The following is a 12,790-nucleotide window of genomic DNA, read 5'->3' on the forward strand; positions in this document are numbered from 1 at the left end:
GCGAAAATTTTCCGCGCGATAACATCGCTCTTCCCTAGCTCTCTCATGGATGGCTTGTCCTTGGCGGCCTAGGCTGGCCTGACGGGACAGGTTGTCTCATGACAGTGCCGAGGGACTGCTGCTCGATGGGCGCGTTCTTGCGCAAGATCCGGCCGTATTGCCCTGGCCTGCCACGGTAAAACGTTGATAGGGAAAGGAGCTTGCGAACTTCACTTGCGTTTCACGGCCGAACCCGGATTGTCACCGCATTTATTCCAAGCGTCATGAATCCACTTGGGGAGCTGGAAGACGATGCAGGAACTTGCGAGGGCATGGGCGAAGAACGGATGGAAGCACATTGCCGTCGCCTTGGCTTATGCGGCAGGCCTCTGGCTGTTTCGCCAACTTGTCATCCCTCACTACGTGCTGATGACAGGCATGCGCGTACTGGCGCTGACGCTGGTGCCGTATCGCTATTGGCCGGCGCTGATGGTCGGCGAAGAATTCGCGCTGGTGCCGATGACCATCGCGTGCTGGGCGCAACTGGGGCCGGTGTGGAGCTTGCTCAATCTGCTGCCTGCCACCGCATTCAGCGCCCCCATCGTGTATGCCGCCCGGCAGCGCGGTCCATTGGTGGGGCGTACCGGCCATGTCCACGTCGGGGTGCTGCTGGTAGTCGCGCTCGGTGTGGCGGCGGTCTGCACCGGTTACAACATGCTGATGGTGTCCACTGCCACGCTGCCGGCGAACTATCCGACACTGCATTACGACCAGCTGGCCTCTGAGTGGCTGCTGGGCAACTTCCTCGGCATCCTGACGCTGGTGCCGCTTGCCTTGGCCATGCACCAGGTCTGGAAACAGCATGGATGGAAGGGATGGTGGCAGCAGGCCGGCGAAAACCGCATCGTTTTCGAAAGCGCCTGCCTGACGATGCCGATGCTGGCGGTGTTGCTGTGGATTGGTTTCACGTTGCCGCATGTACGCGGTATCGCCCAGGTTTGCATGTTCCTTCCGGTGGTGTGGCTGGCTTTGCGCCACGGCTGGCAGGGTGCGGCCATCGGCGGCACCCTCGGCAGCCTGGCGGTAGTGGTGTTGATGCCGGAGAAATTCGACCACGGCACCTTGCAAGCCGAAGTGATCGTGGCCTTCGCCATCAGCACGATGTTGCTGGTAGGCGCCCGCATTGGCGTGCTCAGTCAGCGTTCGGAGAAAGAACAGGCCGACCTGCGCCTGGCGCTCGAACTTGCCCGCAGCAATTTCCATATGGGCGAGCTGCAGATGCGGGCCACGTCCTATGCGCTGGATCAGATCCGGGAAAGCGTGCGCGGCGGCTACGCCGTCATGCTGGGCCGCCTGCGCCATTTGCAGCCTGCAGTGGATGACGTGAGCTATCGGCGGGTGGCATCGTCAGCGCAGGATCAAATTCTGCGGCTGGCAGACAGCCTCCATCCGCTTTCTTGGCGCGAGCGCGGCTTGCCAGCAGCCCTGCGCGAAGGGCCGATGGCGCGGACGCTCAGAGAGGCCGGCGTGCGCTACGAGTGCGACCTGCACGGGCCGGTCAGCGAGTTGTCGGCCATGCTGCATTTGGTCATCTACCGGACCATTTGCGAATCCGTCGCCGAAGGGTGCAGCCGCGAGGATGTCAGTGCGGTGCGCGTGCGCGTGCGCAGCCGGCGCATGGCCGATCGCCTGGTGGTAGCCACCCAGGTCCGGTTTTCCCGTGGGCAGGCGCTGGATGCGGGCGAAGTGCGCTGGGATGAGCTGACGCCGCGCCTCACGCGATCCAGCAGCGGCCTGGGCATGAAGGCATTGCGGGACCGGGCCGCCAGCTTCGAGGGCAGGGTTCGCATGCGCGAGCGGCCTGACGGCCGAAGCATCAGTTGCCTGATGCTGGATCCGTAAAACAGAAGGCCCGGCAGATGCCGGGCCTTCCTGCTTCTACGGTCCGTATTACTCAGGCGCCATGCGTGCTGCAGGTGACGGCATCGCACACGTCCGTGGTAACGGCCGGTGTCGCTTGCAGTTGGGTCGAGCCATCGGACATCGGCGTGGCGGTGATGGTGGTGCTGCTGTCGCGGTAAACCGGCGTGGGTGCAGCGGCCGGCGTTGCCGCGTCGCTACCGGCAGCCGGTTGCTGCGGGGTGGCGACCCGGGCCGCATTGCCCATCGGCAGCACGATGAATTCACCGCCGACGGTGCCCACCGCGCCCAGCACGGTTCCATCCAGGGCATTCACCTGGATATAGCGCACGCCTCCTTGCGTAAACGAATAGACGTGATAGTGCGGAGAACGGCTGAGGTCGGTCGTGTTCGGCCATGCCTGGCCCAGGCCGGCGGCGGGCGTACCCGCCCACGCAGCTCCGGAAAGACCAAGCACAAGACCCACTGCCAGCACTGCGCGTGACATCTTCATATCAAAATCCCCTTTTCATAGATGGTGGATGCCCGCTCCGAATAAGCGAGCAATCTAGCATTGCGGCTCGCTAAAAATTGGTGAGTGCATTGCCGAGATTCAGCACGGCAGGGGCTCCGTGACGGCTGCGTGAAGATATTGGCGTATACAGTCACCATGGAAGCAGGTGCGGTTCTAGCGCTTCAAGCCGGCCTTTTTTGCGTGGCAACAAAGGATGGCAGCCGTGATGCTAGCTTCCGCTCCGGAACCAAAGCGGCTAAATCCGCTCAATTGCGGGAGATACGTATGCTGATTCCGATTTTGAGTGTGCGGGACGTGACGGAAGCGATCGGCTTCTACACCGGCGTACTGGATTTTCGGGTTGCATTCGCGTGGCCTGAGCAGCGTTCCATCTATGCCGGTCTTGTGCGCGGCGAGGACGAACTGCACCTGGCTCTTGCTGCGGAGCATGGTCGCCATGGGCACGGCTCGGCGGTGGTGCTTTGCGACGACGTGGATGCGTTATTTGCTTCGTTCAAGGCGAAAGGTCTTGCGTTGCCCTCGCGCGCCGGATCACCTGTGCACGAAGCGCCGTTGGATCAAAGCTGGGGCACGCGGGAGGTATATATCGACGACCCAAGCGGCAATACGCTTGTGTTCCAGCAACGCCGGCAGCTCTGAGCAACGCGGTTGCGCGTCCGCTTTTGAGCCAGCGCGAGTTACCTCAACGATGTCGATTTGCTCCATGTTCGTTCGTCTTTCCAAGGCAAGGTCGTTAAGGCCGAATCAACCAAGGAGTTCGAGCGATGATTACCGTCTACGGTGAAGGAAGAGGCTTCCGGGTGATCTGGCTGCTGGAGGAGATGGGGCTTGCCTATCGCCTGCGGCCGGTGAATCTCCTGGACGGCGTCGAGAACGACACCGAATTCCTCGCCATCAATCCCGCCGGTTTCATTCCCGCGATTCAAGACGGCGAAGTGACGATGGTTGAGTCGATTGCGATCATGGAATATCTGATGGCGCGCCATGGGCCGACGCCGCTCGCGCCGGATCCGCACGATGCCAGCTTCCCGGCCTATCAGCAGTTTCTCCACCTGGGTGAGGCCGGTCTTGCTGCATCCATCTACTTCGTCGTCGGTGCACGCAACTTTGCGCCGAAGTCCGAAGCGAAGAACTGGAGTGCAGGCCAGGCATTGAGCGTCTTCGAAAGCCGGTTGACGCTGGTGACGCGGCAGCTCGCGCGAACGCCGTATCTTGCCGGCGAGGTGTTTACGGCCGCTGATATTTCGGTGACTTATGCCTTGGAACTGGCCCAGAAAGGCGCAGGCGTCACGCTCGGTGAAGCAGAGCAGTCCTATATGGCCCGCATGCAGGCGCGCGAAGGCTACATGCGCGCCATGGATGCATGCCCATCCAGGAAGGCATGGCTCGCGAAAACGCCTACCCAATGATCGTTCCTGGTGCATGGCCTGAGCCGATGCGGAAATTATCCAGTCGCGTTCCAGCAAGTGCCGCACGGGGCATAAAAAGTTGTTGCGTGGCATTTAGGCGGCATGGAGCCTCATGGTGGCGCCCCGTGCAAAAAAGATCAGCATTTTGCTGATGGCTGGCATATGGCAAAACCATTAATGTGGCTATCGGATCGATGGCAGGCCAATAAGGGTCCCGGGGCCTGTCATTCAGTCGGGCAAAGGCTTTCTTGGCGATATGAAGCCGCCAGCTTTGACCGGGCGCGGGCGTCACAAGTCAACGAGAAGCTTGCTCCGTAGCGAGATGATCCTGCCGCAAACGTTTTTGACGGTTGATGCAGCACTGTAGGCATTGAGGCTTATACAACCACGGACACCTTGGCCTGCTGCGCAGACTATCAAAGCGTCATCAGGTGAACCTCTACTCTGAAGGAACTCGCATGGCCACGTCACCCCTTGCCAACAGTCCAATTACCGATGCCGAGACGGACGCCGGTATCCGACTCCCGAACGATGCGCCTGGCACCGCCTTGGGCAATCTCTATCAGGCCACGGCACATGCCTTGGGTATTGCCGTGGAGAATGCGGTCAATGGCCAGCAGCAAAGCAACATCGTGTTGCAAGCAGCCACCACCCAGGCAGTGATGTTGCTGTTCACGATACAAACCGCGAGCAGAGCAGAAGCGATGGATGCGGATAAGGCTTTTGCCGTGCAGCCGTCGCCGGTGACAACGGCCGCGTCCAGTGCCATGGCTGGCAGCATCGAGCAGGTGCTTGGATCGGCGAATAAACTTGAATTCGATGGTGCCCAATCGTGGTCCCACGCGGTGGGGGAGATAATGAGCACCGCAGCCCGCGCTTTGTGGGATTTTCAAAAGGTGTCTCTAGATACGGAGATGGCTGTGGTGAAGCAGTCGGCGATGACGGCCGTGTTGATACAAATGATCAAGTCGCCCGATCAGCTGGAGCAGTATGAGAAGATTCTGGGGCTGATCAAGGAGCTCTAGCGCAGCCTTGGAGGCAGCTCCCGGCCGGCATATAAAACGAACGATTTTGGCAAATTGCTGCAGCCTGATGAGCTCAGCATTTGCTAATGCCGGCCGGATCGCTGCCCGTTATCCGCTCCTTCCACAAAGGCCGCGCATCGAAAGCGATTACAGGAGCAAATCTGTATGCGCGTGAGTCCGCATCTTACTTTTGACGGCCAGTGCAAAGCGGCGTTTCTCGCCTACCAGAAAATATTGGGTGGCCAGATCATGACCATGTTGACCTACGGCGAGTCGCCGATGGCTTCACAGGTCGATGGGCAATGGCACGGGCGGATCATTCACGCCACACTCGCGCTGGGCGATATCGAGCTGACTGGAGCCGATGCTTTTCCTCACGGCTATACCAAGCCACAAGGTTTCTTCGTCACTTTGACGTTCGATGACCGGGATAAGGCTGCGGCAGTATTCGAAGCGCTGGCGGAACAAGGTGAGGTGCACTTGCCGTTTGGCGAGACGTTCTGGTCATCCGGTTTTGGCGTGGTGACGGATCGTTTTGGAACGCCGTGGGAAATCAATGTAGCCCAGGCAGCCCCGTAGATTTATCGATTCGCCTGAGGAATGTCGGCTGGCGATTCCACGTCCGCGTTGTCCGCAAGGGGCATGGAGCTGGCAGCCGAGGTTTTTCGATCAAGAGCATCAATGCCGGTGGACAGCGTCTTCGGCCTTCAGAAGGTCATGGCTTTGTTCAATGGCACACGGTGGAGCCATCCTGGCCGACCGTGCACCACTGGCCCCTGGCCTGATTGAAGCTCGCAGCCATGCCCCACAGTACCTTGTCCGGGTTCTGCTGCTTCAACTCACTCCAGTGCTCCTTGCGAAACTTTTCCTGCTCGGCGTCCGCCTGAACCAGTTTCGCCTGGTATTCCTGCATCGCTTGCTGATGGCGGGCCTGGTTTGCCGCTTCGTTCGCGCGCCGGGTCTGGGCATCGTTGATCACTTCCTGCTGGCGCTGTTCCTGTTCTTGCCGGATGTTGGTCTGGACGCGTTGCTGGAAGAGGTCGGAGACGCCGTTTGCGGCAGCGAAGGACCTGGCTTCATCCAGGTGGCCGCTATCGACCATTGCGTAGAGGGTGTTGGCGATATGCCCCTGCTTCGCCTGGGCGGCCTCGATCGCCGTCTCCTTGTGCAGCAAAGTGGCTTGCTGGCTGGGGCAGGGCGTATCCGCATAGGAAACGGCTCCGTTCTGGCCTGTGCACTTGTAGATATCCGTGCCGCTGGCCGTTGAGGCCATCAAAAGCAAAAGACCAAGAATCCCCCATCTGGCATGCATGCGCGTTTCCCATTACGTGCAATGGCGACCAGTCTAGCAAGCCAACCGTGGCCGGGGCGGGGCCAGTGCGCCCTGGCCAAGGCAGTCACCTACTTAGGAGCGAAGAAGGGGCGGCACGGAGAAGGGGCCCCGCCCATGATGTTCCTGGCCCCGGAAACGAAAAGCCCCGGCAGGGCCGGGGCTTTCGACACATCCTGTGATTGGTGCTGCCCCGCTCGTCTGATAGCGACCTCCCTGTCACCCTGACATCCGTGCCACCAGCCGATACGTCGGCTGGACTCACGGGGCATGGGCGTATTCTCCGTAAACGCCGGGGGTAGGGGTATCGGGCGCTTTCGCTTTGTGCTGTAGGCGAATTCCTACAAAAGCTCCAAAGCCCCGGATGGGGACGCGGGACGAGCTATGGCGGACCGCCCCGGTCGACAGGGGCCGGCAGAATCACCCGAACTGTTGCAGTTCGTAAGATGTTTTGCCCTCTCCGCATGGTCATGCGCAATGTATGCGCGACATCACATTTTCACGTAGGTCCAATTGTCCCCTACCTGTTCAAGTACTAGAACCGCCCAGTGGTAATGGACCACACAGGAGGGATTCTCATGAAGATCTTTTCTACGGCCGTAGCGACCGCGTTGCTTCTGGGTATTGGCGCTTTTGTGCAGGCACCTGCAGTGCATGCCGAAGCAGATCCTCAAAGCTGCGCAACGTGGGAGGCCGGATGCCAGGCAGGCAACCTCACAGACTGCAAGGACTACAAGTCGTATTGCACCGGAAGAACGTCACTGGGCGTAACGCTAGATGCCGCGCCGGCAGCCAAGAGCAATGACAGCAAGTTGGATTAGGCGTAGCTGAGTTCGAGGTGGCCCGTTATGGCCATTGAATGAATTCACTTAACTGACTTGATCAAAAAAGCCCCGGGCCATGGTTCGGGGCTTTCTGTTTGTATGGCTGGGGATATGAAATACGATCGGAATCGATCGTCTATGTCTATCTGGGGTAAAACTTTTACGGCAATATCGCGTGGCAGGTAATTCCCGGGCTCTTGCGGGCTTTGGGAGTCGATATCGCTGTTTAAAAACCAACAGGGAGGAACTATGAAGTCGCATATATTTATCGCAGCCCTGACGCTGATGGCGTCGCCGCTGGTCGTGCATGCCTCTTGCGATGCCGTGAAATCCAGCATCGACGCAAAGATCAAAGCCAATGGCGTGAGCCATTACAGTCTGGATGTGGTGGACGCCGATCAGGCTGATAAGAGCGGCGGCAAGGTGGTGGGGCAATGCGAAGGCAATAAAGCCATCGTGTACTCACGCGGACAAGCCAAGGCGGATGGCGATTCAAACGGCGCGTCGAAGGAATCGGCAACGCAAGGTAGCGCATCGCCGGATAACGGCTCGCAGGTGCCGCCTCCGGCACCCACTCGATCTGGCCAAACCGGCGGCTGATCGCTGGAGCTTGCGCAGGTTTGCAAGAACGGGCGGGGTTTGAAACATTCCGCCCGTCGCGGGCATGCGCCATGTCCGCCCTCCGAACCAAAGCCGATCTGGCCGAAACCTCAGACCATGGAAGTCATATATGCATCGATTCGATTGTGCGAAAGCATCAGCAATACTGAAAATTGCATTCGGGGTTGTCCTTCTTCAAGCGTTCCAGGTGGCTGCCGCAGCATCCTCCGATCACACGCTGGCGCGCCTTGCCGCAGCTGACCAGGCGGACCGCGAGGCTGGTACCAACAAAATCGATTGGAGCGTGGTGGGGAAGCGCGATGCTGCCCGCCGCGAACAGGTCACTCAGCTGCTTAATTCGGGCGAAGTTCGCACCGCCGAGGATTACTTCGATGCAGCGCTGATTTTTCAGCATGGCGACACCATGCAGGATGCACAGCTGGCGCTGGCCCTTGCCACGGTGGCAGCGAGAATCGATCCGGCCAACCGGGATGCCCGGGTTCTGGCGGCCGACGCCTGGGATCGCGTCATGACGCGTGCCGGCAAGCCTCAATGGTATGGAACGCAATACGTGCGGTCCAAAACGACGGGAAAGTGGGAGCTTTATCCCACGGAGCCGGACGTGATTACTGAGGCGCAAAGAAGGGAGATAGGTCTTCCCACCTTGGAGGAAGACAAGGCTCATTTGGATCAGATCAACAAGTGATGGTCCCTGTTGATTCAGTGGGCATGCGCCTTCGTACTAAAGTGATGTCCAGGCCATGATGGCAGCGGGTCGTTGAAGGTTCTCTAGATGGGGTTGTCTATGGACAGGTGTAGAGGCACCACCAAGCGCGAGTTTTTGCCGGCAAACTGTTGCGTCGGTGTGCGCGGTGGATTGTGGTGAGCGCCAGTAAGCCGGAAAGGCCGATTGAAGTGCGCCAGGGTATCGCTGCGCTCTGGATCGCGATTGGTGTCAGTGCGGCCAACAGCTTGATAAATGCGTTGGTCTTTCGCATGCAGGAAAGGTTGACATGGGTTGTGCTCGAGCTGGCGATATCGATCCTCTTGTCATGGTTTTTTCTGCGCCTCGTCGCGCGCGGCAAGAGTTGGGCGCGCGCTACTTATTTAATTATGAAGGTGCCACTCAGCATCGGGGCCATGTTTACCATGTCAGAGACGTGGTGGCCTGTTTCCCCGCTATGTGTAGTAGTTGCTTGGGGTACGCTTTTTATTACTTTCTAGGGTGCCTATTTGCTTTTTACCTACCCGAGTGACCGTTGGTTTGAAGCGATGAGTGCGAGAGCACCTTTGGTCGAAGGCCGGATGCTGGAGTAGGCTCGCCTGGTTATGGGTGAGCTTTTCGAATCGAGACGGCGGCTCGAATCCCGTAGAGAATATCCGTCGTAAGACGCGAACTTGGACAATTATTCAGTTATGCAGCGATTCGACTGGCGTGCCGTCTGTGTATATCTAGGGCTTGCGTTGCTGCTCATTGCCTCTGACGTCAACGCTGAAAAATCCAGGGTGTTGTTAGGTGACATACCTTCCGCAGCCTACGAGCATGCTCAGGCCTTGATTGCATTGCCGGACGGCCGTCGGCTGAATCTATTTTGCATGGGAAAGGGTTCGCCCGCGGTCATCTTCGAGGCAGGAGCTGGCGACGACAGTTTGAGCTTTCGACGTGTGCAGGGAAGGTTGGCTGCTGTCACGCGCGTCTGCAGTTATGACAGAGCCGGGATGGGTTTCAGCGACCCTTCCAACGCGCCGGCGACTGCGCCCCACGTAGTCGACGATCTGCACGCACTGATCGAAAAGGCGGCCATACCGTTGCCGGTCATTTTGGTTGGCCATTCCGACGGCGGCTTGTATGCCGCTTTTTATGCGGCCGACCATCCACACGACGTGGCAGGCCTGGTTTTGATCGATCCCGATAGCCCAGGCTTGGATTTGGCGGCAACCAAGGTGCTTGATCAACCTTGGCTAGATAACTGGCGCAAGAGCGATCAAGACGACATCAAGCAGGCGCGTCTCTGTTTAACGTTGGCGCAAGGCGGCGAATTGGCGCGCTATCCCACACGATACCCAAAATGTATGGACGATCCGCCGAATGCCGATCCCGCGCTTCATCGATTGCTGAATGCACAGCTGGCACGGCCCTCCGAGCAGGAGGCCATGCTCACGGAGGACCTGGATACCGGTCCTGCGCCGGATGGCGGCTTGTCTGAGGCCGAATTAGCTTTCCAGGACCTTCATTTTGATTTTGGCGACAAACCATTCGTTGTGCTGAGTGGGACAGGCGAACTGGGGGCACTTCCACTTGCCGAAAGAATCAAGGTTGGCAAAGCCATGTTGGCGAATCAGGCTGCCCTGGCCTCACACTCGTCGCAAGGCAGGCAGGTACTCGTAAGCAGTAGCTCGGAATACATCCAGAATTCTCATCCGGACGTGGTCGTACGGGTGGTAACGGAAGTGGTCGGCGAGGCCAGGAAGCGTATGGCGGCACACATAAACTGATATCCGCTGCCCAAGGCAGACGGGCTGGCGGGGGAACCACCACAAACTCTCCAGGAGCATTGTCGATTTCCGACCATCGGCTTCGTCGCCAATGCATCACCGTCCAAAGGATCTCCCATGAAATATCTCGGCCTGGCCTACTTCACCCCCGAACAGTTCGCCGCTATGGCGCCGGACGACGTCAAGCAGTTGGTGAGCCAATGCCCGGCATTGGACGAGAAGATGCGCGCTACCGGCAAGGTTCTGGTTTCCGCGTCGCTTGGCGATCTGGAAACCTGGAGGACGCTTCGTCCGCGCAGCGGCAAGACAAATGTCAGCGATGGACCCTACACCGAGTCGAAGGAAGTAGTGGGTGGCTTGTTCATCATCGAAGCCGACAGCCGCGACGAGGCGTTGCGCATCGCGTCCATGCACCCAGCCGCCATGTTGGGCGAGGAAGGCGGATGGGTCGTTGAGCTTATCCCTTTGGATTTTTACTTGGCCCGATGATGGCTTGGAGGGCTACCTCAAGCATGCTTTGCAGCTCCTGCCTCCGACAATACTTTCAAGGCTTCGCGAGCCGTCGCGGTGATGTACGCTTCTGCGTCGAAGGCTAGCCAAAGGAGGAACCAGTGGAAGTTCACGGCGAATACATGGGCATCGCATTTGTTCACGAGTACGACATGAATACCGATAGCCGGAAGGGGCGCATTGAGCTGCTCGAACCCCTGCAGTTGGAAACTTCTGGTGCAGAGGAGGCGACGTGGGAGAAAGAGGCCCGCAAACGCATCGAGGACTCTCTTCGAGAGATCGATAGTGAGCCTGATGATGATTCGGAGGCTTGAATCACTGGAGTGGCTGCCGGGGGGCAGGCAGGCGGTGGCTAATCGTTTTTAACTACCTCCGGCCCGTTTTTTGTAGCTTTGCTCAGTCCCATTACGAGAGCTCGCTCGAGGAAGAGCTACCCGAATCGCTCGGGAGCCTCGTATAAACGTCGATATCCAGCAGGTGGACCTGGAAGTACCGTGTGCGAAGCATGGGCGCCAGATCGCCCAGCGGATCAAGTCCATCGATGGCATCGAATTCAATTTCGACCGCCCTGCGGAGTGCCCGGCCTGCTGTGCTGAGCGGCAAGCTGTAGATTCTGCTGCGCGGGACCCGATTCAGTGCCAGCACGGGCAAGGCGATGGCGTTGCCACAGGGTTAAATTGCCAGCAAGCTGGGTTAAGTCTGCTTCCGACCCGAAGCGGACCTTTGAGTAAGGGGATCTTGGTGAGAAGGTTTCTATCAGTTCTTGGCGTTGTATTTCTTGCAATTATTGTCGTTGCGTGCGGGATATTCGGCTATCTAGGCCACGCTAGATCTGGGCTCAATGCATCCAGCAAGGCTTTTGTGGATACATCGATTCCTCTGATTGCGGCGACTTGGTCGAAGGATAATTTGCTCAATCGTGCATCCGTAGAACTTAAGCAGTCTGCGGAATCCAAGCCACGAGAGTTCCAGGCCTTTTTTTTGACTCTTGCGAAATTGGGAGCTCTCAAGAAATACGAAGGATCGCGTGGTGGTGCAAACGTATTTCTGGATGCCGCCAAAGGTAAAGTTGTCACGGCTTCATATATTGCAGAGGCAACGATGGAGCATGGCGAAGTTTATTTTACCGTTCGACTGGTTCAACGCGACGGCGAGTGGCAATTCCAAAGCTTTGACGTTAAATCACCCGCATTTGCGATTGCAACCACCACCCAGGATGTGACGGCTATACGCGAGCCTCCAGCAGTTGGACGTTAGATGGCAGCTTTCGATCCGAAGCCTGATGTCCGCTTTCGACACGGAACGGACCCATGTGCACACATAGAGGCCATTCACGCATGAGCTTTCGACAGGTTCTGGTGGGTATCCGTAAGCGTTGGGTGGGCATACTCATATGGGTATGCGCTTCCTGCGTCCTGTTGTTGTTTCCTATCTCGATAAGAACGGTTCAAAACGCAAGGGCGCTAGAAGACTCCGGACAGGTAACAATTGTCCAGGCCGATGTGCGGCAGACGCGGATATTGAGGAGCTTTGAAGTTCAATATGTCTTTGATGTCGGCTCGCACACCTATAGTCGCGAGGATGAATTTGGACGAACAAACTTGTGGTCCGAGGTGAGTCAGGCTGACTGGAGCGCGATTCAAAACGGCAAAACTACTCTTGCGGTGAAATACCTTGTTAAAGATCCAAGAATCAATAGACCCTTCATAAGTGGTCGCCCTGGCGGCCTTCGAAGCGACATCGCCGACGCATACTCAAGTGTCGTTATGAGTTGTCTGCTAGCCGTAATCTGGATATGTTGCGGGGTTGGACTTTTGCGCAGTGTTATATGGGATCGTCCTTGGACCAACCGATCTCAGCAGGCGGAAGGATCAAGGCATGAAAAGGAGTTTGCGCGTTGGGGAAATGTCCGCAAAAAGGGGTTATTTCGATATGTACTGATGGCGGGTGTTCTGGCATGGGGTATGCCCATGTTTTGCGTCATGACTTATCTAGTACCGCATCCGAAGCTATCCGTGCTGCAGAACGCGATGCTTTGGTCGACAGCTGGCGCCGGATACGGCTTACTGATGTGGTTTCTACAGGAACGCCGTTACCGCAAAGGTGCGGCAACAAGAGCCGCCGCTCCTGCGCAGCCCTCTCCGCTTAGTGAAAATTCAATTTGGAAGGATTATTAACGGATT

16 protein-coding genes are annotated in these 12,790 nt (G+C 58.0%); 14 read left to right on the forward strand and 2 right to left on the reverse strand.

Going from position 1 to position 12,790, the window contains the following annotated elements; all coding sequences use genetic code 11:
* Positions 1 to 291 precede the first annotated feature (291 nt).
* Positions 292 to 1,881 carry an MASE1 domain-containing protein gene (locus IGX34_RS19140; RefSeq protein ID WP_192557350.1) on the forward strand — a complete coding sequence of 530 codons (1,590 nt, stop codon included), beginning with the start codon at positions 292 to 294 and terminating at the stop codon, positions 1,879 to 1,881.
* 52 nt (positions 1,882 to 1,933) lie between these two features.
* Here IGX34_RS19140 and IGX34_RS19145 read toward each other — a convergent pair whose 3' ends face one another.
* The gene (locus IGX34_RS19145; RefSeq protein ID WP_192557351.1) at positions 1,934 to 2,392 is read right to left on the reverse strand and encodes a hypothetical protein; all 459 of its coding nucleotides are present in this window, start codon (positions 2,390 to 2,392) and stop codon (positions 1,934 to 1,936) included.
* 285 nt (positions 2,393 to 2,677) lie between these two features.
* On the opposite strand from IGX34_RS19145, the gene IGX34_RS19150 reads away from it, so the two are divergent.
* From IGX34_RS19150 to IGX34_RS19165, 4 genes are all read left to right on the forward strand, one after another.
* On the forward strand, positions 2,678 to 3,052 hold the full coding sequence (locus tag IGX34_RS19150) for a bleomycin resistance protein (protein ID WP_192557352.1): 375 nt from the start codon (positions 2,678 to 2,680) through the stop codon (positions 3,050 to 3,052).
* Positions 3,053 to 3,177: 125 nt separating this feature from the next.
* Positions 3,178 to 3,822 carry a glutathione S-transferase family protein gene (locus tag IGX34_RS19155; protein ID WP_192557353.1) on the forward strand — a complete coding sequence of 215 codons (645 nt, stop codon included), beginning with the start codon at positions 3,178 to 3,180 and terminating at the stop codon, positions 3,820 to 3,822.
* Positions 3,823 to 4,280: 458 nt separating this feature from the next.
* Complete coding sequence (locus IGX34_RS19160; protein WP_192557354.1) at positions 4,281 to 4,847, forward strand: RebB family R body protein; 567 nt, start codon at positions 4,281 to 4,283, stop codon at positions 4,845 to 4,847.
* A 165-nt stretch (positions 4,848 to 5,012) separates the two neighbouring features.
* Positions 5,013 to 5,426: a VOC family protein gene (locus IGX34_RS19165; protein WP_192557355.1), complete on the forward strand. Its 414-nt coding sequence runs from the start codon at positions 5,013 to 5,015 to the stop codon at positions 5,424 to 5,426.
* Positions 5,427 to 5,574: 148 nt separating this feature from the next.
* On the opposite strand, the gene IGX34_RS19170 is transcribed toward IGX34_RS19165, so the two are convergent.
* Positions 5,575 to 6,159, reverse strand: coding sequence for a DUF4124 domain-containing protein (locus IGX34_RS19170; protein WP_192557356.1), 585 nt, complete (start codon positions 6,157 to 6,159; stop codon positions 5,575 to 5,577).
* A 596-nt stretch (positions 6,160 to 6,755) separates the two neighbouring features.
* On the opposite strand from IGX34_RS19170, the gene IGX34_RS19175 reads away from it, so the two are divergent.
* The 9 genes from IGX34_RS19175 (at position 6,756) to IGX34_RS19215 (ending at position 12,784) form a co-directional block, all read left to right on the forward strand.
* On the forward strand, positions 6,756 to 6,998 hold the full coding sequence (locus IGX34_RS19175) for a hypothetical protein (protein ID WP_192557357.1): 243 nt from the start codon (positions 6,756 to 6,758) through the stop codon (positions 6,996 to 6,998).
* A 288-nt stretch (positions 6,999 to 7,286) separates the two neighbouring features.
* Positions 7,287 to 7,601: a DUF1161 domain-containing protein gene (locus tag IGX34_RS19180; RefSeq protein ID WP_225737615.1), complete on the forward strand. Its 315-nt coding sequence runs from the start codon at positions 7,287 to 7,289 to the stop codon at positions 7,599 to 7,601.
* 130 nt (positions 7,602 to 7,731) lie between these two features.
* Complete coding sequence (locus IGX34_RS19185) at positions 7,732 to 8,307, forward strand: hypothetical protein (protein ID WP_192557359.1); 576 nt, start codon at positions 7,732 to 7,734, stop codon at positions 8,305 to 8,307.
* Positions 8,308 to 8,483: 176 nt separating this feature from the next.
* Complete coding sequence (locus IGX34_RS19190) at positions 8,484 to 8,825, forward strand: hypothetical protein (protein ID WP_192557360.1); 342 nt, start codon at positions 8,484 to 8,486, stop codon at positions 8,823 to 8,825.
* 192 nt (positions 8,826 to 9,017) lie between these two features.
* On the forward strand, positions 9,018 to 10,097 hold the full coding sequence (locus IGX34_RS19195) for an alpha/beta hydrolase (protein WP_192557361.1): 1,080 nt from the start codon (positions 9,018 to 9,020) through the stop codon (positions 10,095 to 10,097).
* Positions 10,098 to 10,214: 117 nt separating this feature from the next.
* A complete protein-coding gene (locus tag IGX34_RS19200) occupies positions 10,215 to 10,586 on the forward strand; it encodes a YciI family protein (protein WP_192557362.1) in 372 nt (123 codons plus the stop codon).
* Positions 10,587 to 10,708: 122 nt separating this feature from the next.
* Entirely contained in the window at positions 10,709 to 10,921 is a 213-nt protein-coding gene (locus tag IGX34_RS19205) for a hypothetical protein (RefSeq protein ID WP_192557363.1), read from the forward strand.
* Positions 10,922 to 11,084: 163 nt separating this feature from the next.
* Positions 11,085 to 11,864 (forward strand): hypothetical protein, encoded by a 780-nt coding sequence (locus IGX34_RS19210; RefSeq protein ID WP_192557364.1) that lies wholly within the window; start codon positions 11,085 to 11,087, stop codon positions 11,862 to 11,864.
* A gap of 80 nt (positions 11,865 to 11,944) precedes the next feature.
* Positions 11,945 to 12,784: a hypothetical protein gene (locus tag IGX34_RS19215; protein WP_192557365.1), complete on the forward strand. Its 840-nt coding sequence runs from the start codon at positions 11,945 to 11,947 to the stop codon at positions 12,782 to 12,784.
* Positions 12,785 to 12,790 lie beyond the last annotated feature (6 nt).

This window comes from Dyella acidiphila (assembly GCF_014863405.1).
GTDB lineage: Bacteria > Pseudomonadota > Gammaproteobacteria > Xanthomonadales > Rhodanobacteraceae > Dyella_B > Dyella_B acidiphila.

Bases quoted from the DNA above. Each gene is read 5' to 3' on its own strand.
- IGX34_RS19180 (WP_225737615.1), top strand. From the start codon at position 7,287: ATGGCGTCGCCGCTGGTCGTGCATGCCTCTTGCGATGCCGTGAAATCC.
- IGX34_RS19155 (WP_192557353.1), top strand. From the start codon at position 3,178: ATGATTACCGTCTACGGTGAAGGAAGAGGCTTCCGGGTGATCTGGCTG.
- IGX34_RS19195 (WP_192557361.1), top strand. From the start codon at position 9,018: ATGCAGCGATTCGACTGGCGTGCCGTCTGTGTATATCTAGGGCTTGCG.
- IGX34_RS19175 (WP_192557357.1), top strand. From the start codon at position 6,756: ATGAAGATCTTTTCTACGGCCGTAGCGACCGCGTTGCTTCTGGGTATT.
- IGX34_RS19160 (WP_192557354.1), top strand. From the start codon at position 4,281: ATGGCCACGTCACCCCTTGCCAACAGTCCAATTACCGATGCCGAGACG.
- IGX34_RS19150 (WP_192557352.1), top strand. From the start codon at position 2,678: ATGCTGATTCCGATTTTGAGTGTGCGGGACGTGACGGAAGCGATCGGC.
- IGX34_RS19170 (WP_192557356.1), bottom strand. From the start codon at position 6,159: ATGCATGCCAGATGGGGGATTCTTGGTCTTTTGCTTTTGATGGCCTCA.
- IGX34_RS19165 (WP_192557355.1), top strand. From the start codon at position 5,013: ATGCGCGTGAGTCCGCATCTTACTTTTGACGGCCAGTGCAAAGCGGCG.
- IGX34_RS19185 (WP_192557359.1), top strand. From the start codon at position 7,732: ATGCATCGATTCGATTGTGCGAAAGCATCAGCAATACTGAAAATTGCA.
- IGX34_RS19215 (WP_192557365.1), top strand. From the start codon at position 11,945: ATGAGCTTTCGACAGGTTCTGGTGGGTATCCGTAAGCGTTGGGTGGGC.
- IGX34_RS19140 (WP_192557350.1), top strand. From the start codon at position 292: ATGCAGGAACTTGCGAGGGCATGGGCGAAGAACGGATGGAAGCACATT.
- IGX34_RS19200 (WP_192557362.1), top strand. From the start codon at position 10,215: ATGAAATATCTCGGCCTGGCCTACTTCACCCCCGAACAGTTCGCCGCT.
- IGX34_RS19145 (WP_192557351.1), bottom strand. From the start codon at position 2,392: ATGAAGATGTCACGCGCAGTGCTGGCAGTGGGTCTTGTGCTTGGTCTT.